Raw genomic sequence first — 21,717 nt, 5'->3', positions numbered from 1 at the left:
GCGCCATGAATGTCCTGGAATTTATCGCAAAGCACGTCCGGGAGGATTTGCTGGGAAAAGGTTACACGCCAGGAGCGGCTCAGGGGGGGGTAGACAAGGCGCTGGAGTATTACCGCCGAGTCTCCCAGTCCAGCGGTAAGGGCCGGATGATTGATGACTGCCTGCGTGAAGGGCGCTTATGGGCGGAAAAGTACAGCCTTAAGCCAAATAAGGATAAGGGCGCGCCAGCGCGTAATAGGCGGTAATGAGTTTTGACCAATAAACACTATGAGGGAACCCAGCTATGAAAGAGCGCGGGATAATTTTTAACGCCGATATGGTGCGGGCGATTTTGTCCGGACATAAAACGCAGACGCGGCGTCCAGTTAAATTCCCGGTCCACGATATCAATATGGGCTGCGAGTTGGCAGGCAATGAACTAGCCGGTGAGTTATCCGCTGGTAATTACTCAAATTGCCCGTTCGGCCAGCTTGGCGACCGTCTGTGGGTAAGGGAAAAATGGGGTGTTGTCAGCCATGATCTGGACGCCTCCGGGAGAATTCAGGAATGGATTCCCACCCGCCCGGCTACTCCGATCAGAGAAATGCCATTCGGTAATGGCTATTACTCTGGACATGTTATTTACGCGGCAGATGGCGAATTTACTTGGGGTGACGATGACGGATTCGATGATGGCCGTTCATGCTGGAAGCCATCAATCCACATGCCTCGACGGGCTAGTAGAATCACGCTAGAAATCACAGATGTACGCGTGGAGAAGCTTAAGCACATCCCCCGCGATGGCATTATTGCAGAAGGGTATCCAGCAGAACGAGCCATTGATGGTGGTTATTACGATCCGTTCCTCTGGTATCGAAACTTATGGGAGTCACTTTACGGTGCTGGAAGCTGGCAAGCCAACCCATGGATTTGGGTAATCAGCTTCAAGCGTATTGAGGGGAATAGCTGATGCCAATACTGAAATGCATAAAGGACGAGGCGGGATATTGGACGGAAGGTGAAACCTACGCCGCAGGCTATGCGGGATGTGGCCTTTTGTCTCTTGGTGATGATGAAGACCCAGAATCGGACTGGCTGGCTCACCCGAAAGACTGGCAGGACGGGGACGACGAAACGGCTCTGACATACCACCTGCCGGGATGCGGTTGCGACGTCGAATTTATCGAGGTTGAGGGGGCTTAATGGCTTACGAATGGATCAAGGTTGAGGTCATTACGCCTGACAAGCCGGAGATTTATCAACTGGCCGAAATATTGAGCATCGACCCTGATTCAGTGCTGGGAAAACTGATCCGTCTTTGGTCATGGGCTGACCAACAAACGATAGATGGTAACGCAAATAGTAACGCTACGAGCGTTACAAAAAACGCCATTGATCGTATCACTTTTTTGCCAGGGTTCGCTGACGCACTGCTACAGGTTGGTTGGCTAAAAGCTGAAGGCAACACACTGATGTTCCCCAACTTTGAACGCCATAACGGTAAATCTTCGAAAAAACGGACACTTACGAATAGGCGCGTTACAGAACATCGCAAAAAACCATCAAACGGTAACGCAAATAGTAACGCTGACAGCGTTACATCAGCGTTTCAAAAAGCGTTACCAGAAGAAGAATTAGAAGAAGATATAAAAGATAAAAACCATCTCTCTATGGACGATGGTGAAAATTTAGCCGAAGTGGTTCAGACAGAAAACCAACCGCCACCCGAACCAGTTCCACCGGACTATCTGGACGGTGTTGAAATTCCGACCGGCAAATTCACGATGTTCTCAGGCTGGGTGCCATCGCCAGACTTCCGAAAACGTGCCGCCTACTGGAACCGAATTCTTGATGGGCCAGATCCCGGATTCACTGCCGCTGACCTGGCGAGGTTTACCTCGTTCTGGCAGGCGGACGGACGGGTACTCAACCACGTCCAGTGGGAACAAAAATTCGCTGACAGCGTAGTGTACGAGCGCCGTCAGGAATCCATGAAAAAACCAAACGGAGGTTTAAATGCAAAACCGCAATCAAACACCGTCGTCAGTGGTGAATCTCGCGCAATGCAGAAATTCCGCGAAGCCACAGCCCAGCGATACGGAGAAGATTTTATCCAGACTCTGGCAGGCGATGATCGAGATTTATACCGACCGCTGGATAGCCAAGAACGGGGCAACTCCGTCATCGACCTGGAGCGCGACGATTGGTCATCTGACCGAGGTTCAGATTTCGAAGGTGGTTAGCGGCTGCCTGTCCCGCTGCGCAGCCGGAAATACATGGCCGCCGGATCTGGCCGAGTTTATGTCGCTCGTGACTGAGTGCGGCGCAAATCCGTTCGGCCTGAGCACTGACGACGTGATGTCCGAGTACAAGCGCTGGCGCAATGAGGGCTACCGGCACGCCAGCAGCGACAAATTTCCGTGGCGCCATCCAGTGCTGTATCACATCTGCATCGAAATGCGCCGGGCTGGTGTTGAGCGTCGAATGACCGCGGGGGAGTTGGAACGACTGGCGGAACGACTGCTTACGAAGTGGGTAAAAAACGTGAGTAACGGGATGAGTATCCCACCGATTCGCCGACAGCTCGCGGCGCCGAAAAACCCGGCAGGGCCGACACCTGCGGAACAGGCGTATGCGGAGTACAAACGCCGCAAGGACGCTGGATTAATTTAACAAACAAAAAATCGAGATTTGACCAATGACCAAAAAAACGAAGTTGACTCCAAAGCAACGTGTCGCCCGCTACCTGCGTCGGCGAGATGGATTGACTAAAGCGGAGCTATCACGGGCGTTAAACATGCATATTACCGTCACTGCCGATGCCCTTTTTCGTCTCAAGAACGAGGGTGTCATCAAAATTAATCGTGATGGAAATCAATACCGTTACTACCTGACGGACAATCCTGAGCATGAATTTGGTGTTCACCGCCTACAGGCTAAATTCAATCAGTTACTGGCGGAGGTGCGGGCATGAAACCTGAAATGTCTACAGCTGTGATGATTGAGCGCGTCCGCGAACTGTCTGTAACCAGTCAAGAAAGCGTGTTATTGAACCTGGTCGCCAACCGCATCGAGCTGTTACTGGCGACTGAGTCGGGAATATCACTTGAATTGAATAGCATTCGCTGTGCCTTAGGAATTCCTCCAGGTGAATCTGTTCATGCCGGCGTCGTTAACGAGTGTGTGCGGCTGAATGGCGAGATTCTGGAACTGCGGAATCGACTTGCGGCTTATGACAGGGCGGCGAATACGCTCAAGCAGCAGTTAGCAGCAGAGCGGGCGCTGGTGCCGACGAAAGTAACTGTATATCAGCCTTTTGAAGTAGATGGTGTAGACATGGATTGCATTCGTGATCGAACTGGGCGCAGCGATGAATATTGCGAGGGGTTTTTCGATGGACTGCTTGACGCTGAGCGACAAATTCGTGAGTACAAGGACGGTGACGCATGAGTGACACCATACCAATTCTTGATATGTGTTGCGGCAGCCGTATGTTCTGGCATGACAAAAACGACGAACGCGCCGTATTCATGGATATCCGCAACGAACAGCACACGCTGTGTGACGGTCGCAGCCTTGTTATTAACCCGGATATCATCGCTGATTTTCGAGCGTTGCCGTTTGCTGATAACTCGTTCCCTGTTGTCGTATTCGACCCGCCACATCTTAACTACTTGGCCCTTTTGGGCCTTTTTATTTGCAATAAGAAAAATCCGGACCAATAATAAACTGTATATTTATACAGTAGATTGTAAGGGGATAAGAAGTGGAAAAATTACAAGAGGAATTACCACCGGTAGGATATGCAGTTATTCGCTGCTGTGACCGTATTATAGTCGCCAAGTTAACGAGCTTCCCCGTTTGCGACCGTGCGCTAATGTACAGAAACAATGATGTTGTGTCATTCATGCCGCTGCAACATGATGAAATTATTGGTACTCCGACACTATTCACACAGATGCTGGAAAAAGCTGGATATCGCGTTTGCTCCCCTGATAAACTTTCTTAGTCAGCCTGAACACCTGACACCTGCTGCGCCACTGGAGGGAAATCAATGGCGCATATTTACACCGAAAATCCCCATCGACTGACGTTTAACGACGCCAGCAATTTCTCGTATTCAGCGCTTATCCTGCGGGGTGGCGCATGAAACAGCAATTCCACCTCGCAAGTGAAAGCGTCAAGCAAAACGCCATTAATTTTATTCGCCAACTGCCTGTTGATCAAAAACGCCCTCTGATAGTGGACATTAAAGAGCCAGGACGCACGGCGGAACAAAACCGGAAGATGTGGCCGCTCCTGAAAGATCTTTCTGACCAGGTAGTTTGGTTCGGTAACAAATACGACACCGCCGATTGGAAAGACCTGATTACTGCGATGGTGGCGAAGTCCAAAAAGCAAGAGCAACGCATGGCCCCTGGCCTGGATGGCGGGGTTGTAATGTTTGGTCAGCGCACCAGCAAAATGAGTGTTCGCCAGATGGTGGAGGTTATCGAAGCGATTTACTGGTTCGGCACTCAGCAGAATGTGAAATTCAGCGAAAAATCCAAGCTGGAAATAGAGTGGGCGAAACGATGGGGTGAACAACATGGCTAAATTACCCCGGCGGAAATGCAGAGCATGCGGACAGTGGTTTCACCCCGCTCGTGACGGTCAGATCGTCTGTTCATACGAGTGTGCGGCCGCGTATGGAAAAGTTCAGACGGAGAAGGCCCGACAGCGTGCGCAGCAGCAGGCAAAACAGAAACGACAGGACGAGGCGAAAGAAAACCGCAAGCAGATCAGGGCGCGCAAGCTGGCACTGAAAACCCGCAACGACTGGAGGCGAGAAGCTCAGGCAGCGTTTAACCGCTACGTACGCCTGCGAGACGCAGGAAAGCCCTGCATCAGTTGCGGTGCTCTGCCGGCGCCGAAATTCGGCGGGACAATGGACTGCGGACATTATCATACGCGCGGCGCCCGGCCGTGGCTGGCGTTCAATCTGCACAATACGGCGGCGCAATGTGTCCGGTGTAATCGTGACAAAGCCGGAGCACAAAAAGCCTTTGAACAGGGACTGATTGTTCGCATCGGTCCCGATAAGGTTGAAGCCCTGAATTGCAACAACACCCCACGAAAATTCGATATCGAATATTTCAAACGCATCAAATCCATTTTTACCCGCAAGGCCCGTGTGTTTGAGAGGCGCCACGCCCGTAATCTGGAGGCAGCTTGAGAACCGTTCAGGATAAATCATGGCAAACGTTGGCATGCGCTCCGCGCCGTTCGTATCTGGGAAAATACCAGCGACTGACGCCACCACAGAACCGCTGGGTTCGGTCGCTCCTGAATCACTGGGGATCATTTTATGGTGGTAGCGGTACAGAGCATCTTTCTGGCGGCAGCATGTGGTCGCAATTAATGACTGGCTGGAGTTGTGAGCAGCAGGAAAAAATAACGACTGTATTAGTTGGTCTACGTGAAATCGGGTATCAGGGAGATACGTTGCTCATTATGGCTAAAAAAATTCTTTGGCCTAAAAAAACGCTGGGGGATCTGATTGGTAATGCTGGTGACGAAGAGGAAGCGGCATTCATGGAACGAATAGTTCTCCAGTCATTTAGCAAAGACAGTCCGGTCTATGAGATTGGCCGTGATTACTACACCTGGAATAAATCTATTGCTGATATGGCTCGCTGGCTTAACTATAAGCATGCCCCGTTTCTGACAGAAAAACAGTGTATTGATCGGGTTCGCTGGTGCATGGAACTGTTCAATTCTGCTGTCTATTTCACTCTATTTGACGAGTTATGCAGGGAAAATGCAGAAAGTAGCAAAAAATAGTTGCAAACAAGTTTTTAAATTGCATAATTGTAGTACGCTTGCGCGAAGCCGTATCAAGAAGCGACAGAATTTCAGAAACCCGCCATCAGTGCGGGTTTTTTCATTTGATGGGTGGAATCTCGCGGCGAACGGAACAGAGTTTGCCGTCAACGACTATCCACTCGGCATTAAGCCAATCTTGAACTTTTTGTGGTCTGACGCCCATATGCCGAGCGAAAGCGGCCTGATTGCCGCCAAAATGCAGTTTAATGTATTCGATTAGCGGCATGACTCACTCCGCGATGATCGCAGGGTTAACGATGAGATAGCTAGTTCCGTGCTCGTCGTCCATCTCGACAGCATCGAAACCAAGATGAGCGGCAGCACGACCGCGCAGGCGTTGCATTTCCCAGCCCGCATCTTCAGTTGCGGAGCGCGGTGACAGAAACTCGGCGTATTCGTCATCACATTCATCATCAGCGATAGCGTTAGCGATGTTTTCGAGAACGTCGGCATCGGCGTCAATTTCGCTGCGCAGGAATTCGATCACTTCATCGATTCGATTATTCAGATCTGAGCTATCAGCAACGTTTTCTACGTTATACGCGTAAACAAAATTACCGTGAGACTCAGAAATATCGGCATCAGCACTGGCAAAAATTCCATCAAAAACGTTGTCTCCCGACATTGCAGATGCGCCAATTTTGATTACCGGGGCGATGTTGCTGTATGAGCCGTGGAAAAGTTTCATTTTGAATCCCTCAATCTCGTTTCGATGAATTGAATATAACCGATTATCGGTTATGTGTCAACACTTATTTTCACCTTTTAAATCACACACAGCGCCAACCCCATAGGGGAGGTGAGGCTATGAAGATGAATGACAAAGATCCCGGATTCTGGGCCGACATACTAAACGGACTGAAAAACTCATGGCCGCAGATATCCGGGGCAATTCTTGCGGCTCTAATTGCATATGCCCGACTGATTTATGACGGTGCGGAGCGGAAGAATAAATGGATAGAGGGCGTCCTGTGCGGCGCTCTTTCTTTATGTATTTCCAGTGCGCTCGATGTCGTAGGGCTACCTGTGAGCATGTCGCCATTTGTGGGCGGAATGGTTGGATTTATTGGCGTAGAGAAGCTGCGCAGTATAGCGATTCGTGCAATCAGTCGGCGCGTAGGGGGTGATGATGAAAATCAGCGCTAACGGGATTTCTCTTATCAAGCGTTTTGAAGGCTGCAAGCTGACAGCATACCCTGACCCGGGAACCGGCGGTAAACCGTGGACGATTGGTTACGGACACACGCTGGGTGTTCAGCCGGGTGATGTTATTACTCAGCCTCAGGCAGAACAATTTCTGCGTGATGATTTGGCATCGGTTTATCTGAATATCGATACGAATGTAAAAACGGCACTGACGCAGGGACAATTCGACGCTCTTTGCTCATTCATATTCAATCTTGGGGCGGGAAATTTCGTTAAATCTACACTGCTGAAAAAACTTAACGCTGGCGATACAGCCGGAGCCGCCGACGAATTCCTGAAATGGAACCGCGCGGGAGGAAGAATTTTGCCCGGGCTGACGCGGCGGCGGGCCGCAGAACGGGATTTATTTCTGTCATGAACATCATCCCGAGTTGGAAAATAACCGCTCTGGCGCTGGTGGTTGGTATTGGTATCGGCTGGTACATCACCGGTTTGCGGTGGAATGCTGACGTGTCAAATCGTGATAGTGCTGCATCTGCCGCAAACGAGCAACGAGCAGAAACGATAACGGCGAACGTAATAACCTCACTACGTATTATCAACACAATCACCCAGGCCAATGCAGATGCAAAACAGCAAATCGAGCAAAAATCGACGGAGCGCATCGTTTACATCCGGCAAGCGCTTTCTGCTGATGATTGTGCCGCTCGACCTGTTCCTGGCGATGTTGTTAACCGGCTGCGGGAACACGCGGACAGAATACGTTCCGGCGCCAGTAGTGCCGATACCAGCAGAACTTCTGATTGACTGCGTAATTCCAGAAATCCCCGCAATCATGAGCTACGGGGACAGCGTGGAACTGAATGAACGGCTGTTGGCGGTAATCGAGCAGTGCAACGCTGATAAAGCCGCAATACGTCAAATAGAATCAAACCGACAGGGGAAAGAAAGTGTACAACGGTGACTATAACACAGCATTTATTCTCCTCGGTATCGTATGCGCCGTTGCGGGGTGGGGGGTGATAGAGGCGGTTCTCTGGCTGCTGTCGCATATCAGCATAGGTTGGCAGTGGTGAATGGCAATTCTCGAACAGAATGATATTAAAAAACTTGTTCCCATTGACCAGAATGATGAATGACAGAAGTGTCTATACACAAGCCGCCCACTGAGGCGGTTTTTTGTTGCCACCACATTATTCATTTCCGAGTGAATAGCGTAATGGTTTTATCAAAGCGAGGATGATATGCCCAATACACAGGACTGGGGGGCCATCGAAACGGCCTACTGTGCCGGAGTGTTGTCCCTCCGCAAGATAGAAGCGCAGTACGGCATAAGCGAGGGAGCTATACGCAAAAGGGCTGCAAAGCTGGGCTGGGTACGCAATAAAAAAGGCGGTGCGCAAAAAGGTGCGCAAGTACGCAAAAGTGGTACGCAAAAAGGTGCGCAAGTACGCAAAAGTGGTACGCAAAAAGCGGCAAGTGTAAACCTGCGTACCAAGCAAAAAAATCAAATTCCTCAAATTGAAAATCAAATTGATTCCACTCGTCAGGTAATTGAAAACACCAATAACGAATGGACGTTAAAACCCGATGAATACGGGCTTAACGATATGCAGGCTCGTTTCGTGAATGAGTACCTGAAGGACTTGAACAGAGTCGCAGCCTATAAGCGCGCTGGGTATAAATGTGAAGGGCAACAGGCCTATGCCGCTGCTTCGATTCTTTATAGGAATTTAAAGGTTGCGCGCGCCATTCGTGACGCACTCGAAGCCAGAGAACGCCGCACCCAAATCACTCAAGACGACGTATTGAAAATGTGGTGGGAGATCGCCACCGCTGACGCGAACCAGATTACCGAACTGCGCCGCCTGTGCTGCCGCCACTGCTGGGGATTTGGTTTCCAGTATCAGTGGCAGGATGCGGTTGAGTTCGAAGAAGCCAGGTTGAAAGCATTAGAAAGCAAAAAACGCGAACCGCTGGATAACGGCGGCTACGGCTTTGACGCTCAACTCGATCCGAATCCAGAATGTCCTCGCTGTAATGGTTTGGGGGTGAGTCGTTCCTATTTCCACGACACGCGAGATTTACGCGGCGCGGCGCGGCGGCTTTATGCTGGCGTGAAAGAGGGTAAATTTGGCTTAGAGGTCATCACCCGTAATCAAGATGACGCGTTGAAAATGGTTGCTCAACACTTGGGCATGCTGAAAACCGAACAGAGCTAACCGGTGCTGATGGTGGTCCGATCAACCAGGTGAATTACACACCTGAAGATTACGCAAAGGCGCAGGATACGCTGGAGAAAAACCTACCTGATTTAGACTGAGGATTATCATGGCTGACTTGCTTGAATGGGAAGAATTAGACTTCCCGGCTCGGGTGGCCATCAAATCCAAGTCTGAAAAATCTTTTCTGAATTTCACACGTTTGTGGTTTGAAATGCTGCAAGGCGATCGACTATTGGTGAACTGGCATCACAAAATGATGGCCAGCAAAATTGATGATCTGGTGTTCGGGCGACTGCAACCGCGCAACCTAATTATCAATGTGCCCCCGGGCGGGACAAAAACTGAGTTCGTATCGATTCATGCGGCGGCCTATATCAACATGCTGGTGCAGACAGGAAAGCTGCGCCGTTTCCGCAATCTGAATATTTCCTTTGCCGACTCGTTAGTAAAGCGTAACAGCCGGCGTACGCGAGATATTATCGCCAGTGCTGAATATCAGTCGCTGTGGCCGTGCAAATTTGGCGTTAACCAAGCGGAAGAGTGGCAAATTGTTAACGTTCGCGGTCGCGCTGTTGGTGAGACGGTCTCCCGTTCTAGTGGCGGGCAGATTACGGGTGGTCGTGGTGGTTATCCCGGTCCCGATTTTTCCGGGTTTGTTTGTCTTGATGACTACAACAAACCTGATGACATGTTCTCCGCAACGAAACGTGAAACCGCCAACCGCATTTTGGTGAACACCGTTCGTTCCCGCCGTGGCGATAAATCAAAAGAGCACCCGACGCCGTTCGTCAGCATCCAGCAGCGCCTGCACACGGACGATGCCACCGGTTTCATGCTGGCGGGCGGCATGGGGATAGATTTCCACCACGTCACCATCCCGGCGCTGGTCAGCGAGGAATACGTCGATTCGCTGCCGGAGCCGTGGCGCTCGTTGTGCTGGTTCAGCGTTAAAGACACGGAAAGCGTGGTTGTCGGCGGCGTCCGATACTGGTCTTACTGGCCCGTCAACGAGTATGTTGGCGATCTGCTGCGGCTGTGGGAGCGTGACGAATACACGTTTTTGTCGCAGTACATGCAGCGGCCACGCGCGCTGACCGGCGGCCTGATCGATACCGACTGGTTTAATCGTTATACGCACTTGCCGCAACTCACTCACCGCTCTGTCTATGTGGATACAAACTCGGGCAAAGTAGAGGATTACAACGATTACACCGTGTTTACGCTGGTGGGCGTTGGCGTGGACGGCAATCTCTACATCATTGATAGCGTTCGCGGGAAGTGGGATCCGGAAGATTTGCTGAGCAAAGCGATCGAACTATGGGAAAAATGGAAGCCATTTAACCGTAGGAGGCCCGCCCCGTTACGTCACGCGGGCATTGAGGACAAACAAGCCGGGCAGGGGTTGATCACTACGCTGAAAAAACGTAAGAGCATCCCTGTGCTGGAAATTCCCCGTGGCGCCGGACAGAACAAACTGATCCGTTGCCTCAATGTTGTTCCTCAAATGAAAACCGGGAAGGTATTCATTCCCGCGCTGATGACCGACGACGGACAGCGAATCGACCAGGTTTATTACGAAGACGGCACAGTAGCGGCGAAAACTGATTGGGTTATGCCGGCACTGGCCGAATGCGCTGATTTCTCAGCAGATGATAGCCACAAAAATGATGACATCCTGGATACGTTCATGGATGCGATTGATATCGAATTGATCTCCGGTGTTGGTGCCGGGTGGGGATGGGTTTAACGATGACCGAAAAACTACGCGTTCGCGCAACTGCCGACGGCCTGCGCGTAACCACCGACGGCCTGGCTAATGTCATGACGGGAATGGGAACCGGTCGCGATCGCCGCATGTTCAATCGGTTCATGTTCGGCGTGATGCAGGATTTCACAGAGTTGGAAGCGGCCTACGTCGAAAACTGGATAGCGCGAGCGATTATTGATTACCCGGTTGACGACGCAACGCGAGAGTGGCGCGAGTTTTCCTCCGATGATGCCACGGCCATTCGCGAAGCTGAGAAGATTTATAACGTTCAATCCGTGACGCAAGAGGCATTTAAATGGGCTGGGGTATATGGCGGTGCAGGTGTGCTGATGATTACTGATCAGCCGTTCGATCAGCCTCTGGATGTGGGGAAAATAAAAAAAGGTTCGCTGAAGCGTCTACTTGTGCTGGATCGCATGTTCATCAACGGACAGGCATTCAACGTTACGGATCCGTTGGCAGTGAATTACATGATGCCGGATTACTACGTGGTAAACGGCGGAACCCAGCAAATTCATTACAGTCACTTTGTTGCGGCGCCAGGTGCTCCACTGCCGATGCGCTGGCGCATGATTAACTCCGGGTGGGACGATAGCCGGCTGCGTCGTTGCATGGAGGATATTAAAGACGCTGTTTCGGCAAAATCTGGCATAGCCTCGTTGATACAGGAGGCCAACATCGATGTTATCAATCGGGAGAATTTAGCAAGCGATCTATCCTCTGGGGATATGGATGATGCCATAGCTAAGCGGTACAACATTTTCGGCATGATGAAATCACTGTATCGCCTGGCATTGCTGGACTCAAAAGAAGTGCTGGATCGCAAACAGCTATCGTTTGGTGGCTTAGGAGAAATACTCAACGCGTTGATGGAGTGGACGTCTGGCGCGGCGGGTATTCCCATGACGCGCCTGTTTGGTGTCCAGGCGAAGGGGTTGGGCGACTCAGGACAGGGCGATATGAACAACTACTACAACACTATCCGCGGCGGGCAGGAGTCGCAGTATCGGCCATTCCTGAAACGCATTGATGAGGTGCTGATCCGTTCGACGCTGGGCGCCATGCCCGACGGATTAGATTTTGAGTTTGCGCCGCTGGCGCAGCCAACAGATACCGAGCTATCGGCACAGCGGCTTGCGGACGCCCAGGCGGACGAAATACGCCTGCAACAGCGTGTTGTTCGCCCCTCTCAGGTAGCGCGAAAACTGATGGAGCAAGGCGTTTATGGTATCGACGAATCTGATATTACCGGGCTCGAAACTGACGAAAAGGCAGAGCGGGACGGTGATTACCAATTCAGGATTGGAGAGCTTGCAAACGCTACTGGCGAAAACGCCAGTACGCCGGAAAGCGCCGATCCAACCAATCAAGCCGAATGATGATGCTGAAAGATTTTATCGTGCTCAGTTACGTGAAATCATCCGGCAAATGGCGCAGGCGGTTGATGAGGCGTTGGTTCCGGTATTACGAAGGAATTATACGGCAGACAGTTACCTAACTGACATACTGAAAGAAGCTATACGACAGGCGGCGGAAAATTTTCAGGGTCAGGTCTTTCAACGTCAGGCGGAGCGGCTTTCCCAACGCGTTGTAAGTCGTGCTGAGTCCGATAGTACCGAGGCGTTTGTTGAGCAGATTAACCGGGCTATTGGTATCGACATGACCGCACTAATGGTCAATGAAAACCTGGTTGATTATGTCGATGCGTCAATAGAGAGCAATGTCGCGCTGATTAAATCGCTGTCATCGGATTATTTTGAAGACATCCAGATGCAGGTGTATGACGGTATCCTGCGCGGCGATTCGCTCACTACGATAGTTCGTAACCTCCAGCATGTTACCGGCACAACCTATAACCGCGCGCATCTGATAGCGAGGGACCAAACAGCGAAAATCCAAAGCGACATCACCAGCGCCCGCCAGCAGAACGCCGGTATTGATCGGTTTCGCTGGTCAACGTCTCAGGATGTGCGTGTATCGGGTAATCCCGCTGGGAAATATCCGTACGCCAAGGTTTCGTGTTTCGCCATTTCTCGAATGGACACTGGACTCGGAACGGGTGTCTACCTCTGGTCAAAGGGGGCGATCTACAAAGGCCAAACCGGATTATTCCCTGGCAGGGCACACATCGGTTGCCGTTGCCATGCTATCGCCCAAATCAAAGGGCTCGACTACTAACAGGAAAAACTATGCGGATCACTGTTCGTGACCGCGTGTCCTATCCCATCCCGTCTCAACGTGAAATCACTCCTGAGGGCTATTTAAAAGTCCCCGGGCGGGTTGCTCGCGCCGGTATCCAGCAATATCTGGCATCCGAATTGGGATTAACGGACAGGCCACTCGGTCAAATAGTCAATGTCTACCGACCGCCTGAGGAGGTTTTTAAACCGGGTAGTCTGGCGAGTTACGACAATATGGACGTCACTATTGATCATCCTGATGACCTGGTTGATTCAACCACGTTCAAGGAGGTGACAGCCGGACATGCGACATCGCCCGGACGTCCGGATGATGAAGGCTATGTCGTTGTCGATTTGCTGATTAAAGACCAACAGGCCATTGATGAGATCGACAAAGGCAAAGTTGAGTTATCCGCCGGCTACACCTCTGAATATGACGACACGCCAGGTATAGCGCCGGACGGGACGCCATATGAATACGTCCAACGTGACATCACCATTAATCACATTGCGTTATGTGACCAGGCCCGCGCCGGACACAAAGCGCGTCTGTTCGACAACAAACCAACGGGAGTAAAACCCATGCCATTTAAAGTTGTGCTGGACTCCGGCGTACACGCAACGGTTGCTGAAGAAGCCACCGCTCAACTAATTCAGGCCAGTTTCGATAGCCTGAAAAGGCGCGTAAAGGATGCCGAAGAAGAAAAGGAAAAGGCCGAGGCCGCAAAAGACCAGACGGAAGAGGAACTGGAGAAGGAAAAAGCCAAATCTGACGCGAAAGACGAAGAGATCGAAAAGTTAAAGGAAAAAACCTCCGAAGACTCGATTTCCAAGTTGATCGCCGAGGTGGTGTCTGTTCGTGATTCAGCCGCGAAAATCGCTGGTGAGAAGTTCTCTTGCGACTCCCTCGATCCGTTGAAAATCAAACGCGCCGCGCTGGATTCGGCGGGCATTAAGTGCCGTAAGTATGATTCGTGGGATAAGGCCCCCGATGCGTATGTTACGGCGTATTTCGATGCAGAAGAGGAGCGCAAAGAAAACGAGGATGAAGAAGGTGAAGAGAATAAAAGCTCAAATGATTCTCTGAACGGCTTCACTCACGACATGAAGCGCGCCAAAACAGGTGGCGGTCAGGCAACGCGCGATAGCGTTCGTCGGTCGTGGCTTGATAAACGTTACGGTACGCAGGAGGGCAAATAATAATGGCAATTGCTCAAGATGATTTTTCGCTTTATCGCGGTAAGGCGTATGAGGGGCAAGTTTCGACGACTGACGTTGTTGAAGTTGTGTCCCGAAAAGTGGAAACCTCGCTGGTTCAGTTTGGCCGCGCGGTGATCCGTGGTACGGAGAAGCGTAGCTGTGCGCCTGTGACTGCCGCAACTACCGCCAGTGAAATTATCGGATTCTCTGTTCGTTCGATGGCGACATCCAGTCCGTCAGTGCCAACCAATCCCGCTAATTATGCAACTGGCTATGCGGTTGATGCCGTGGCGTCAGTGCTACGTCGCGGGCCAATGTTCGCGCTATGTGTGGATGGGGCCAGTGCAGGCGATGCAGTCAGTGTCATTTTAACGGCTGGTGAGAATCAGGGGCGCCTAACGGTGGGTACTGGTGATGGGCTGTTAGCACTCAATCAGGTCAAGTGGGTTGATGATGTGGTTGCTGGCGAGGTCGGTGAAATCCGCGTTGACGGCATTCTGAACGTAAGCGCATAAGAAAGGAAAATTGACATGCCAAAGAGCGTATTTGACGTCAGCCCGGTTTCCGCGCTGTCGTTTTTAGTTAATCAGGCTGCGCATATCGAGTCGGAAATTTACCGTATCGAATACCCGCAGTTTAAATATGGCACATTGCTGCCGCTGGATAACAGCGCGCCGGATTGGGCGCAAGCGGTAATGTTCCGTTCCATCGATGCCCGTGGTGAGTTGCAATTATTTGGGCCTAACTCCACCGATGTGCCAACCGTCGACATTGCGATGTCGCAAGGCTTCAAAGATATCACTACGGCGGCGCTGGGTTACACGTATTCGATTGAGGAAATTGGATACGCCATGCTGAACAACGTCAATCTTGACGCAGAGCGTGGACAGGCGGTGCGTGATGTCGTTGAGCAGGGATTGAATAAAATCTACCTGCTGGGCGACAAGGGCGTTGGTGAGGGACTTTATGCCAGCCCGAATGTTTCGGTAGAGGCGGCGACATCAAACCTTACGGCGTTGGTAGCGGCTATTCCGACGAACGGTACGCAACCGATCATTGATTTCTTCGGTAACGCGTATAACACCGTTTATCTGGATAATACGCTGACCGTTCATCGCCCCAATACGTTTGTGCTGCCGCCAGCGCAGTTCCAGTTGCTGGCTCGTACGCTGTTGTCTGCGCAGAACGCATCCAACGTTACGCTGTTGCAGTTCCTGCGCACCAACTTCCCTGATGTTACGTTTGAGGATGACATCTTGCTGAAAGGCGCGGGTGTCGCTGGCGCTGATCGCATGGCGGTGTACAAAAAAGAAGTCCGCATCGTTAAGGGTCACGACGTTATGCCGCTGCGGTTCCTGGCTCCGGCTACGGCTGATAACGTGAATTTCAGAGTTCCGGCAATCCTGCGAACTGGCGGGACGGAATGGAGAATCCCGAAAGCTGGCCACTATGTTGATGGGGTATAAAATGGCTGAATTATTCAATATCCACACGGCACCAGTAACGGTTACCGATGCCGCTACGGGGCTGCGTATTACCATCCAGCGTGGCCATTCTGCGCTGGTGCAAGGTGACTTTCGTAATCACCTGTTCGTTAAGTCCGGTCTGATTCGTGCTGAGCATGATGAGATTGACGAAGCCCTGGCGCAGCAGTCGGAAAAGGAAGACGAAAAAGAAACGGACATCACCAAACTGCGCGAGCAATACGAACAACTGCTGGGTAAAAAGGCGCCATCGGCGGCCAAGGCGGAAACGTTGCAAAAAGCCATTGACGAAGCCCTGGCGCAACAGTCGGATCCCGGCGGCAACGCTACCGAAATCGAATAAACCCCGTCACTGCGATGGGTTTTTTGCTTTATGGGGGTAACGATGGAAATTACGGCGCAAATCGTGTCCGATTTCCGGGACTATTACCCCGAATTCAGCGACGAAGCAACGTGGCCGGATTCAGGGGTAGTTATCGCTCTGGAAGAAGGTGATGCGGAAACCGGAAAGCGCTGGGGCGTGTACCCGGATGGCAGAGTGGTGAGTATCAAAAAGCGCGGTATGTTCGCGTTTGCAGCCCATCGCCTGATAATGCGTCAGCGCTCCGCTGGTGGTGACGTCGGGGCGGCTTATGCGATCTCTGGTAAGTCTGTGGGAGACGAATCCACTTCATTCGCGGTGCCTTCGGTAACGATGGATGACCTAACCATAAATGGCGACCTGCCACTTACGGCATATGGCGTGGAATTTATGCGCCTACGTCGCCGGGCTGGAACCGGGGGGGTGATGATATGAAACTCAATGCGGAGGTACATGGCGGTAATAAAATCGCGCAGAAGCTCAGGCAGATTCAGGATAGAGTTGTGGCTAAACGCCGCGTATTGGTCGGGTTGCCCGCTGGTTCCGGTAACAGCGACGATGGTACGCCGTTGGTCGTTATTGGTGCCGTGAACGAATTTGGCGGCACCATTCAACATCCAGGTGGCACCAGTTACGGTTATCGAAACGAGAAAGACGCGGTAGCCGGAAAGGTGCGGTTTATGAAAGACGGCGCCGGACTTATGCAACTGGGCGTCACTGGCCCGCACACCATCAATATTCCAGAGCGATCATTTCTTCGCGTCCCGCTCCGACAGAATCAGGACAACATCAAAAAAGCTTTTCGGTCGCTTACCGGCGCGGTAACCCGCGGAGAAATCACCGCCTTTCAAATGCTGGATCAGATCGGTGCGCGGGCGGCAGGTTATTGCAAGGAAGCGATTGAGGCAGGGATTGAGCCTGCCAACGCGCCGTCAACAATTCGACAAAAAGGATCGGCTACACCGTTAGTCAATCATGGCACTCTCAAAGGCGCTATCACGCACGTCGTGGAGGATTAACGATGTTCGGTAACGGTTTGGATATGCACGGTCATATCGATTCAACGTTCAATTCTCCTATTGCCGGCGGTATACGGCTGATACGTGCGGGAGCGGGCGGCTATACCGGCCCAGGCGGACGTTGGGAGCAGAGCGAGGGTGAAACCGTGGAACTGCTTCGCGTCAACGTGCAGCCAGCGAAATGGGAAGACATGCAGATGTTGATCGGTATGGGTGGGACGGCAAACCCGCAGGATGCGCGCGTGGTACATATCAACGATGGTGTGAATTACCTCTACCCGGACGATAACGGCAAATTCGCTGACCTGCTGGAGTTCAGCGACGGGCAGGCGATGCGTCAGTGGCGGGTGATGTCGTGCGATAACCGACCGTGGCGAAACTTCTGTCGTGCCGTGGTTGAGCGTTACCGGGGGGCGGGCTAATGGAAAGCATCGACGAACTGAACACGACGTTTCAGGAGTTGGTGACGCTAGCCTCCGGCGTGGAGACGGTAATTCTGGCCGATCAGGGCCGCGATGCGCCAACCGGCCTATATGCCACCTACAAACCGCTCCCCATCCGCGCCTATGGCTGGTCGCAACGGCGGCGCGAGTTAATCCCAGCAACGGAAGAAGCCGATCCAGCGCTGGGGCAATGGCAGGACTTGCGTGAAAACGTCGCCACGTCGATGGAGTTCATGCTCTCTGTAAATATCCTCAACGAGGGCGCAGATACGGCAATCATGCGACTGCATAACGCCAATTTCCGCCAGCCCGTCAGTGAATTTCTTTACCGCAACGAAATAGCCTGGCGCCACGTCAGCACATGCCGGAACCTTACCGGAATTATGCAGGCAGGTATCCAGCCGCGCTGGCAGGCTGATATCCATCTTTTCATTGAGCATACCGTTTCATACGAGCTACTGCGTGCCGCAGGGTTCGATATTCAATTAACCAACGAGGGGTAAATATCCCGATGGCTTATCCAGTTGATTACATCATCCCGGTTAACCTGCTGCTGACGCCGGCGGGGCTGGGGTATGCAGATTTTTCCAGCGCGATCGTTTTCGCTGATGCTGCCGATTTGGCGCAGGACGTGACGTTTGCCGCCGACACCTACCGCGATTATGGTTCAGTAACCGAGGTCGCAGCGGATTTCGACAGCGACAGCGACATTTACCGCATCGCTACCCGCTATTTTGCCAACATCCCGAAGCCGCCGACTATTACGGTATGGATGAAAAACGCGACCGATACGCTGCTGGAAATCATCAACAGCGCGAACGATCGACTATGGCGCTATCACTATTTTTTCAAAAACGCCGATGTGACGACGGCAATTCTGCCTGATTTATCCGACTGGTCGGATGCTACATCGCATCCACTCTGGTTCACGTTCAACGCTGACGCGATTATCGACCAGAACGATACGACCGATGTGATTTCCACACTGAAAGCCAAAGGCAACCGCCATGTGTTTGCCGGATACAAATCAGCGGCGTCCGTTACCGCTGACGCGTCGCAGGCATACGCCATGGTGCAGTTGGCGGCGGCATTCCACAAATTCCGGCCTACGGGTATCAATACTGCTATCACGGGTGAATATCAGGTACTACCAGGTGTCAGCGGTGACGACCTCACCACCAGCGCCTATAACGCGCTGAAAGCCAAGAATGCCGTATTTTTCACTCAGATCGAACTGGCCGGTTCGATCGACAACAGCCGGGTAATCAACAGCAAATCCATGTCGTCCTACGGCGAGTTTATCGATGATGTGGTCAATCTGGATGTGCTGAAAAACCACATCCAGGTGGATGGCTATAACTACATCGCCAACGCCGGATCAAAACGTGCGCTGACGCCGAGGGATTATGCCGGGCTATTGTCCGCTATCTCGGCTACCTGCAAGCGGTTCTATGACAACGGTGTGCTGGGTACTGGCTCATATGTCGATTCTGACGATGGCGAAACGAAAACAGCGCAGTTCGGATTTGTTCTGCGCTCTGCGCCCGAAGATGTACTCGACTTAACATCAAGTCAGCGCAAAGAGCGTACTTATCCGCCGACCTCTGTTCTTGTCATTCTGGCGCGTGCCGGTCATGTAGCGGAAATCAATATCACTGTGGAGTAACACACTATGACAATGAAACGGTATGGCGCCGATGGCGCCAACCTGACGGTGTTTGGCATTCCGATTGACGATTTCGGCGATACCGACCCGCCGATCACGATCGAAGACCTGGAGCCGCGCGCGACACTGAAACGAGGCATCGGCAAAACCTCCGTTCGACTGGATAGCCAGACACGCCCGAAACGCCTCACCATCAACCTGATTCCCGGCTCCGACCAGGTGCGACAGATTCTGGCGGTGGAAAAAACTGGCGTGGATGCCACATTCACATTTTTCCAAACCGGCACAGCGGAAACCGTTATGGGGTTTGATGGCATTTTAACGAACCGTGGTTCTATGACGCGCGGCGGCAAAACCAGCGTGAGTGATGAGAGCCTGGTATTCGAATTTGCCAATAGTGAAGAGACCTAATAAAAATAAGGTGATTGCGTGTGAACCTGATATCAAGAAATGAGGCCATCTCGAAAGGGATGGCCTTTTACTTTACAGGTAAGCCGTGCAAATGGGGTGGGATTGCTCCTCGCAGGGTTAGCAATTACCAGTGCACATGTTCAACCTGTGCTCAGGCTGATCTGGAGCGATCCAAAGGCCACTACGAGAAAAACAAGGATCACGTCCTTGCCTACAAAAAAGAGTGGGCGGAACGCAATGAGGAATCTATCCGTCAGAAAAGGGCTGATTACTATCAGGCTAACAGCGGACACATAAAAGCGAAGTCGAAGAAATACAGGGAAGAAAACGGGCAGAAGGCCAGAGATTGTCAGCGAAAATGCTACGAGAAAAACGCCGCCGCCGTTCGTGAAAAGTCAAAAGCCTACTATCACGCCAATAAATATTCGCGGCGAGTAGTTGCTAGATCCTACTACCAGAGAAATAAGGAGGTAATCAAAGCGGCGTCCCGGCGAAGAAGCGCAGATAAGCCCGACGAGTGCCGTATCACCGCCGCAGCTTGGCGAGAAAGAAATCGTGAGCGCGTCAGAGAATACCAGTCCCGACGCAGAGCGGTGAAGCGCAATGCCGTTCCTGTATGGTTTGGTGAATGGGATGCGTTTGTAATTCAAGAAGCCTACGCCCTGATAAAAGAGCGCGAGGCGGATACAGGGATAAAGTGGCAAGTCGATCACATGATCCCGCTTCAAGCAAAGAAAGCATGCGGGCTGCATTGCGCGAGCAATATTCAGGTTATTCCTGAATGCCTCAACCTCATGAAACGTAATCTAATGATCTTAACTGAGCCTTTCCAGTGGGCTGCGCTCGCATACAAACAGGAGAAACCTAATGGGACGTAAAATTGAAGTAGAAATCGACAGCGTGACATACAGCGGTGCTACGCCATCGGCAAAAGACCAACTGGAAATGCTACAGATTGTCACTAAAAACGGTATTTTACCGGCGCTGGGCAAAGGTTCGTCTGACATGGGGCTTGCCGTGGCCCTGGCCAGCGCTGATGCTTTGTCGCTCAATCGACTAAAAGAACTGTGCATCAAGAACGGCAAGATTGTACGTGAGGCTGACAGCATCCCGGTGGCCGAAAACCTGTTTCAAGACCAGATCCAAAACTATCTTCTGCTGCTGGGGCGTGTGCTCAAGGAGAATATCGGCCCTTTCTGGACGCTCAGCGCAGGGAGCGAAAACGGCGCAAGCGCGACGGCGAGCGAAACGACAGCGGAATAGACTGGTTTCTCTGGCGTCCGTGCCTGGGGGCGGGTGATGCATGCCCGCCACTGGCGAAATGGTCTGACATGCTCGATGGCACGTACACCATTGATGATGTTCAGGCCATGCACGCCGTAATTGAGGCAGCGATCGAAAGCGCGGAAAAGGCCAGAGAGAAAGCGAAAGGGTAGCCCAGCTAACTGGGCTATTTATTGTCTTCCGGTATGAGATTTTTTATCTCATCCAATCCTGATGAGATGTGAGCGTATGCCTTCTTTAGCTTCATTAAAGCCAGGTTTGAACGATCTGTCCCTGATATAGAAAACGAAGCTGATATTTCTGATTGCAGGTTTTTTAACTTTTTATTTAGTTCTTCGTTCTCTGATTTCAACGACTTTACTTTTTCCACCCCAGCTTGAAGGTCTTCAACTAAGGTTGGCAGGTAGTCCACTGCTACCTCTGTAATCTCATCAAGAGCTAGAGAAACCTCTAACCTTTTCATTACTTCTTGCTGGAGGCTTCTGCCGGATTCTTTTGCCTCGCTTTCTAGTTTCTCTCTCATTTCAGCAGGCATACGTAATGGATACGGCGTTATTCTTGACATCAATATGACTCCATAAGACTCATCTTGTAGAAGTTTATCAGGTGTCGCCCGCTTGACAAGTGAGTCCATCTGATCCATTCTTGCTTAGAAACATTACCTTTGCGAATAAAACAGTGAGTCC

33 protein-coding genes and 3 pseudogenes are annotated in these 21,717 nt (G+C 51.7%); 33 read left to right on the top strand and 3 right to left on the bottom strand.

The features are described 5' to 3' along the window. Positions 1-5 precede the first annotated feature (5 nt). From B4923_RS16350 to B4923_RS16295, 13 genes and pseudogenes are all read left to right on the top strand, one after another. On the top strand, positions 6-245 hold the full coding sequence (locus B4923_RS16350; protein ID WP_109055433.1) for a hypothetical protein: 240 nt from the start codon (positions 6-8) through the stop codon (positions 243-245). A 38-nt stretch (positions 246-283) separates the two neighbouring features. Next, positions 284-949 carry a hypothetical protein gene (locus B4923_RS16345; RefSeq protein ID WP_109055432.1) on the top strand — a complete coding sequence of 222 codons (666 nt, stop codon included), beginning with the start codon at positions 284-286 and terminating at the stop codon, positions 947-949. Then, positions 949-1,182 carry a hypothetical protein gene (locus B4923_RS16340; RefSeq protein WP_109055431.1) on the top strand — a complete coding sequence of 78 codons (234 nt, stop codon included), beginning with the start codon at positions 949-951 and terminating at the stop codon, positions 1,180-1,182. The genes B4923_RS16345 and B4923_RS16340 overlap by 1 nt, the downstream gene beginning before the upstream one ends. After that, a pseudogene (locus tag B4923_RS21360) lies at positions 1,182-1,628 on the top strand (DnaT-like ssDNA-binding domain-containing protein); the annotation flags it as partial. The gene B4923_RS16340 and the pseudogene B4923_RS21360, both read left to right, overlap by 1 nt. A 21-nt stretch (positions 1,629-1,649) precedes the next feature. Beyond that, positions 1,650-2,222 (top strand): DnaT-like ssDNA-binding domain-containing protein, encoded by a 573-nt coding sequence (locus B4923_RS21355; protein WP_425428644.1) that lies wholly within the window; start codon positions 1,650-1,652, stop codon positions 2,220-2,222. Further along, a complete protein-coding gene (locus B4923_RS16330; RefSeq protein ID WP_170116073.1) occupies positions 2,110-2,652 on the top strand; it encodes a replication protein P in 543 nt (180 codons plus the stop codon). The genes B4923_RS21355 and B4923_RS16330 overlap by 113 nt, the downstream gene beginning before the upstream one ends. A 25-nt stretch (positions 2,653-2,677) precedes the next feature. Further along, on the top strand, positions 2,678-2,953 hold the full coding sequence (locus B4923_RS16325; RefSeq protein ID WP_109055429.1) for an ArsR/SmtB family transcription factor: 276 nt from the start codon (positions 2,678-2,680) through the stop codon (positions 2,951-2,953). Then, positions 2,950-3,429, top strand: coding sequence for a hypothetical protein (locus B4923_RS16320; RefSeq protein WP_109055428.1), 480 nt, complete (start codon positions 2,950-2,952; stop codon positions 3,427-3,429). Before B4923_RS16325 ends, B4923_RS16320 begins: the two co-directional genes overlap by 4 nt. Then, positions 3,426-3,647, top strand: a pseudogene (locus B4923_RS16315) (class I SAM-dependent methyltransferase); the annotation flags it as partial. The gene B4923_RS16320 and the pseudogene B4923_RS16315, both read left to right, overlap by 4 nt. 98 nt (positions 3,648-3,745) lie before the next feature. Further along, complete coding sequence (locus B4923_RS16310) at positions 3,746-3,988, top strand: hypothetical protein (RefSeq protein WP_109055427.1); 243 nt, start codon at positions 3,746-3,748, stop codon at positions 3,986-3,988. Positions 3,989-4,125: 137 nt separating this feature from the next. Further along, the gene (locus B4923_RS16305) at positions 4,126-4,575 is read left to right on the top strand and encodes a recombination protein NinB (RefSeq protein ID WP_109055426.1); all 450 of its coding nucleotides are present in this window, start codon (positions 4,126-4,128) and stop codon (positions 4,573-4,575) included. Further along, complete coding sequence (locus tag B4923_RS16300; RefSeq protein WP_109055425.1) at positions 4,568-5,194, top strand: recombination protein NinG; 627 nt, start codon at positions 4,568-4,570, stop codon at positions 5,192-5,194. Before B4923_RS16305 ends, B4923_RS16300 begins: the two co-directional genes overlap by 8 nt. Beyond that, positions 5,191-5,802 (top strand): hypothetical protein, encoded by a 612-nt coding sequence (locus B4923_RS16295; protein WP_109055424.1) that lies wholly within the window; start codon positions 5,191-5,193, stop codon positions 5,800-5,802. Before B4923_RS16300 ends, B4923_RS16295 begins: the two co-directional genes overlap by 4 nt. Positions 5,803-5,902: 100 nt before the next feature. On the opposite strand, the gene B4923_RS20930 is transcribed toward B4923_RS16295, so the two are convergent. Then, positions 5,903-6,070: a hypothetical protein gene (locus B4923_RS20930; protein WP_170116072.1), complete on the bottom strand. Its 168-nt coding sequence runs from the start codon at positions 6,068-6,070 to the stop codon at positions 5,903-5,905. Positions 6,071-6,073: 3 nt separating this feature from the next. Next, complete coding sequence (locus B4923_RS16290; protein ID WP_109055423.1) at positions 6,074-6,532, bottom strand: AcrIF11 family anti-CRISPR ADP-ribosyltransferase; 459 nt, start codon at positions 6,530-6,532, stop codon at positions 6,074-6,076. 119 nt (positions 6,533-6,651) lie between these two features. On the opposite strand from B4923_RS16290, the gene B4923_RS16285 reads away from it, so the two are divergent. The 20 genes and pseudogenes from B4923_RS16285 (at position 6,652) to B4923_RS16190 (ending at position 21,010) form a co-directional block, all read left to right on the top strand. Continuing rightward, positions 6,652-6,990: a phage holin, lambda family gene (locus tag B4923_RS16285; RefSeq protein WP_245929631.1), complete on the top strand. Its 339-nt coding sequence runs from the start codon at positions 6,652-6,654 to the stop codon at positions 6,988-6,990. After that, positions 6,974-7,408 (top strand): lysozyme, encoded by a 435-nt coding sequence (locus B4923_RS16280; protein WP_109055422.1) that lies wholly within the window; start codon positions 6,974-6,976, stop codon positions 7,406-7,408. The genes B4923_RS16285 and B4923_RS16280 overlap by 17 nt, the downstream gene beginning before the upstream one ends. Next, positions 7,405-7,797 carry a DUF2570 domain-containing protein gene (locus B4923_RS16275; RefSeq protein WP_170116071.1) on the top strand — a complete coding sequence of 131 codons (393 nt, stop codon included), beginning with the start codon at positions 7,405-7,407 and terminating at the stop codon, positions 7,795-7,797. Before B4923_RS16280 ends, B4923_RS16275 begins: the two co-directional genes overlap by 4 nt. Further along, positions 7,685-7,954 (top strand): Rz1-like lysis system protein LysC, encoded by a 270-nt coding sequence (lysC, locus tag B4923_RS21350; RefSeq protein ID WP_109055420.1) that lies wholly within the window; start codon positions 7,685-7,687, stop codon positions 7,952-7,954. Before B4923_RS16275 ends, lysC begins: the two co-directional genes overlap by 113 nt. A 280-nt stretch (positions 7,955-8,234) precedes the next feature. After that, positions 8,235-9,313, top strand: a pseudogene (locus tag B4923_RS16265) (terminase small subunit). 8 nt (positions 9,314-9,321) lie between these two features. Continuing rightward, the gene (terL, locus tag B4923_RS16260; RefSeq protein ID WP_109055419.1) at positions 9,322-10,962 is read left to right on the top strand and encodes a phage terminase large subunit; all 1,641 of its coding nucleotides are present in this window, start codon (positions 9,322-9,324) and stop codon (positions 10,960-10,962) included. A 2-nt stretch (positions 10,963-10,964) separates the two neighbouring features. After that, entirely contained in the window at positions 10,965-12,362 is a 1,398-nt protein-coding gene (locus tag B4923_RS16255; RefSeq protein WP_109055418.1) for a DUF1073 domain-containing protein, read from the top strand. Then, positions 12,295-13,161 (top strand): phage minor head protein, encoded by an 867-nt coding sequence (locus tag B4923_RS16250; protein ID WP_245929629.1) that lies wholly within the window; start codon positions 12,295-12,297, stop codon positions 13,159-13,161. Before B4923_RS16255 ends, B4923_RS16250 begins: the two co-directional genes overlap by 68 nt. 11 nt (positions 13,162-13,172) lie before the next feature. Further along, positions 13,173-14,363, top strand: a complete 1,191-nt coding sequence (locus tag B4923_RS16245; RefSeq protein WP_109055416.1) for a DUF2213 domain-containing protein — start codon at positions 13,173-13,175, stop codon at positions 14,361-14,363. Between the two features lie 2 nt (positions 14,364-14,365). Next, on the top strand, positions 14,366-14,878 hold the full coding sequence (locus B4923_RS16240) for a structural cement protein Gp24 (protein ID WP_109055415.1): 513 nt from the start codon (positions 14,366-14,368) through the stop codon (positions 14,876-14,878). 15 nt (positions 14,879-14,893) lie between these two features. Continuing rightward, positions 14,894-15,829 (top strand): DUF2184 domain-containing protein, encoded by a 936-nt coding sequence (locus B4923_RS16235; protein WP_109055414.1) that lies wholly within the window; start codon positions 14,894-14,896, stop codon positions 15,827-15,829. A gap of 1 nt (position 15,830) precedes the next feature. Continuing rightward, a complete protein-coding gene (locus B4923_RS16230; RefSeq protein WP_109055413.1) occupies positions 15,831-16,190 on the top strand; it encodes a hypothetical protein in 360 nt (119 codons plus the stop codon). A gap of 30 nt (positions 16,191-16,220) precedes the next feature. After that, positions 16,221-16,643, top strand: a complete 423-nt coding sequence (locus B4923_RS16225) for a DUF4054 domain-containing protein (RefSeq protein WP_109055412.1) — start codon at positions 16,221-16,223, stop codon at positions 16,641-16,643. Next, complete coding sequence (locus B4923_RS16220; RefSeq protein ID WP_109055411.1) at positions 16,640-17,227, top strand: hypothetical protein; 588 nt, start codon at positions 16,640-16,642, stop codon at positions 17,225-17,227. The genes B4923_RS16225 and B4923_RS16220 overlap by 4 nt, the downstream gene beginning before the upstream one ends. Before the next feature lie 2 nt (positions 17,228-17,229). Further along, positions 17,230-17,649, top strand: a complete 420-nt coding sequence (locus B4923_RS16215; protein ID WP_109055410.1) for a hypothetical protein — start codon at positions 17,230-17,232, stop codon at positions 17,647-17,649. Continuing rightward, complete coding sequence (locus B4923_RS16210) at positions 17,649-18,173, top strand: phage neck terminator protein (protein WP_109055409.1); 525 nt, start codon at positions 17,649-17,651, stop codon at positions 18,171-18,173. Before B4923_RS16215 ends, B4923_RS16210 begins: the two co-directional genes overlap by 1 nt. A gap of 8 nt (positions 18,174-18,181) precedes the next feature. Beyond that, a complete protein-coding gene (locus B4923_RS16205) occupies positions 18,182-19,336 on the top strand; it encodes a DUF3383 family protein (RefSeq protein ID WP_109055408.1) in 1,155 nt (384 codons plus the stop codon). Between the two features lie 6 nt (positions 19,337-19,342). After that, positions 19,343-19,747: a hypothetical protein gene (locus B4923_RS16200; RefSeq protein ID WP_109055407.1), complete on the top strand. Its 405-nt coding sequence runs from the start codon at positions 19,343-19,345 to the stop codon at positions 19,745-19,747. Positions 19,748-19,767: 20 nt separating this feature from the next. Further along, a complete protein-coding gene (locus B4923_RS16195) occupies positions 19,768-20,625 on the top strand; it encodes a hypothetical protein (RefSeq protein ID WP_109055406.1) in 858 nt (285 codons plus the stop codon). Further along, entirely contained in the window at positions 20,615-21,010 is a 396-nt protein-coding gene (locus B4923_RS16190) for a hypothetical protein (RefSeq protein ID WP_109055405.1), read from the top strand. The genes B4923_RS16195 and B4923_RS16190 overlap by 11 nt, the downstream gene beginning before the upstream one ends. A gap of 187 nt (positions 21,011-21,197) precedes the next feature. On the opposite strand, the gene B4923_RS16185 is transcribed toward B4923_RS16190, so the two are convergent. After that, positions 21,198-21,596, bottom strand: a complete 399-nt coding sequence (locus B4923_RS16185; RefSeq protein ID WP_109055447.1) for an Arc family DNA-binding protein — start codon at positions 21,594-21,596, stop codon at positions 21,198-21,200. Between the last annotated feature and the right edge of the window lie 121 nt (positions 21,597-21,717).

The sequence above is a fragment of the Brenneria roseae subsp. americana genome (genome assembly GCF_003115815.1).
In the GTDB taxonomy this organism is placed as follows: domain Bacteria; phylum Pseudomonadota; class Gammaproteobacteria; order Enterobacterales; family Enterobacteriaceae; genus Brenneria; species Brenneria roseae.
Note: the sequence above shows the minus strand (reverse complement) of the source record. Positions and strands in the feature narration are given on the sequence as shown.